The following is a 2,028-nucleotide window of genomic DNA, read 5'->3' on the forward strand; positions in this document are numbered from 1 at the left end:
ACCGGGACGTGCTGCGCTCGGCGGCCCGGGCCGTCGCCGCCGCGCAGGGCCTGGGCGACCCCGGCTGGGGTCCCGGCCGGTCCGACGTCGACGGGATGCTGGACGGCTGGATCTGGGGCGGTGGGGAGGACCACAGCCTGCTGGCCACGTTCCCGCCGGACGCGGAGCTCCCGACGGGCTGGACCGCTGTGGGCCGGGTGCTGGAGGCAGCGCTGGACGGCGGGACGCCGGCTGGTGCTGCGGCGGCCGTCACGATCGGCGGCGAGGCCCCCGACGTCGGCCAGGGGTGGGACCACTTCCGGTCGTGAGCCGCGCCATGGGCGCGCCCTGCGCTCGGCACGTCGCACTGAGACTCGGCACGTCGCACTGAGGCGCGGCAGGTCGCACTGAGACTCGGCACTTGGCATCGAGGTCGGCACAGGCCTGGACCGATCTCGATGCCAACTGCCGAGTCTGCGGTGCAAACTGCCGACGACCCTGCGACGACCCTGCGACGACCCTGCGACGACCCTGCCGACGTCGTGGTGCAGACTGCCGCCCCCGGGGCTCCAGGAGGCAGGCTCCAGGAGGCGCCGGGTGTTCAGCGCTTGCGGAAGCGGAGCTGGGTGAGCGGGCGGCCGCCGATCTCGTCGATGCGCTCGGTGCCGTCGTGCTGGAACCCGTGCCGCCTGTAGAAGTGCTGCGCGCGGTCGTTGCCCTCCAGGATCCAGAGGGTCACCGACCCGGAGCTCAGGCCGTCGAGCACAGTGCGCATCAGGTCGCGGGCCACGCCGCTGCCCCAGGCGCGTGGGTGCAGGTAGATGGCGTAGATCTCCAGGTCGCCCGGCTCGGCGTCCTCGTCGCGGCACGGCCCCACGCTGGTGAACCCGACCGGCCCGCTCTCGTCCTCCGCGAGGAGGACCGTGGTATCGCGCGCGTTCACCGCCGCTCGCCACTGCTCGGCCCGGTCGCTGATGTCGAGCGAGGCCAGGTAGGAGTCGGGCAGGATCTCGGAGTAAGCACCACGCCAAGAGGCGATGTCGACACGAGCGATAGCTTGAGCGTCGTTCGTCGTTGCTGGGCGGATGGTCACGTCTTCCGGTGCCATCATGACCTTACCTTTTCACCGCGGGGTGCTGGGCGCAACCACTTCTTTGGTTCCGGATGAAGGTTCCGGAAAGCCGAAGACGCCCACCGGTGGACCGGCGGGCGTCTTCGTTCAAGCTTGGTGCGGGTCGCGTCAGCGACCCGGCTGCGGCAGCGTCAGGCCGAGACCTTGCGCGTGACCTTGCCGGCCTTGAGGCAGGAGGTGCACACGTTGACGCGCTTGGGAGTCCCAGCCACGATCGCGCGAACGCGCTGGATGTTCGGGTTCCAGCGGCGCTTGGTGCGGATGTGGGAGTGCGAAACGCTGTGCCCGAAGCCCGGGCCCTTGCCGCAGACGTCGCAGTTGGCAGCCACGGTGTCTCCTGAATGTCGTGCACGCCTGTGCAGAACGACAGCACGACGTGATGGTGGTCTAAAGGGGAACGCCTGGACGCTTTCGGAGCAATCAACGCTTCTTGGCGTTCCAGGCAACTTCGACAGAGTACCTGATCGCAGCCCACCCCCTCAAACCGTAGCCGCGGGGTGGTGCGTCACACCGGACCTGTGGACGGCCGCACGCGAGCGTCCCACGCGCTGGGTACGGTGGGATCCGTCCGAGCGGGTGCCCGGGCAGGCCGGTCGTTCGTGGAACGGGCGCCCGCGACAGCGGGCCCGTGACACCAGGTGCAGGAGGACAGAACGTGACCGACGTCCACAGCGGCAGCCGGACGGCTGACTCGGGTCCCCAGTCGTACCCGGAGGCCGTCGGGCTCGACGACCCGGGTCTCGTCCGGGTCTGGACCCAGGGCGCGACGGCGGCTCTGCGGCGCGAGCGCGGCGCGATCGACCGCGTCAACGTCTTCCCCGTGGCCGACGCCGACACCGGCACCAACCTGTACCTGACCCTCCGCGAGGGTGACCGGGCGGTCGCCGCCGCACCCGCGGACGCCACAGGACCGCAGC

2 protein-coding genes and 2 pseudogenes are annotated in these 2,028 nt (G+C 70.8%); 2 read left to right on the forward strand and 2 right to left on the reverse strand.

Annotation, left to right across the window (positions count from 1 at the left end; genetic code table 11):
• Positions 1 to 308: pseudogene (locus tag PROKR_RS33330) on the forward strand (thiamine-phosphate kinase); the annotation flags it as partial.
• Positions 309 to 580: 272 nt separating this feature from the next.
• On the opposite strand, the gene PROKR_RS00935 reads toward PROKR_RS33330, so the two are convergent.
• Positions 581 to 1,090, reverse strand: a complete 510-nt coding sequence (locus PROKR_RS00935; protein ID WP_342665843.1) for a GNAT family N-acetyltransferase — start codon at positions 1,088 to 1,090, stop codon at positions 581 to 583.
• A 152-nt stretch (positions 1,091 to 1,242) separates the two neighbouring features.
• Complete coding sequence (gene rpmB / locus PROKR_RS00940; RefSeq protein WP_020013756.1) at positions 1,243 to 1,440, reverse strand: 50S ribosomal protein L28; 198 nt, start codon at positions 1,438 to 1,440, stop codon at positions 1,243 to 1,245.
• A 326-nt stretch (positions 1,441 to 1,766) separates the two neighbouring features.
• Between rpmB and PROKR_RS33335 the strand changes: the two are divergent.
• Positions 1,767 to 2,028: pseudogene (locus PROKR_RS33335) on the forward strand (hypothetical protein); the annotation flags it as partial.

This window comes from Promicromonospora kroppenstedtii DSM 19349 (assembly GCF_000515355.1).
In the GTDB taxonomy this organism is placed as follows: domain Bacteria; phylum Actinomycetota; class Actinomycetes; order Actinomycetales; family Cellulomonadaceae; genus Promicromonospora; species Promicromonospora kroppenstedtii.

Coding starts and splice junctions, on each gene's coding strand:
- PROKR_RS00935 (WP_342665843.1), bottom strand. CDS start 1,090: ATGATGGCACCGGAAGACGTGACCATCCGCCCAGCAACGACGAACGAC.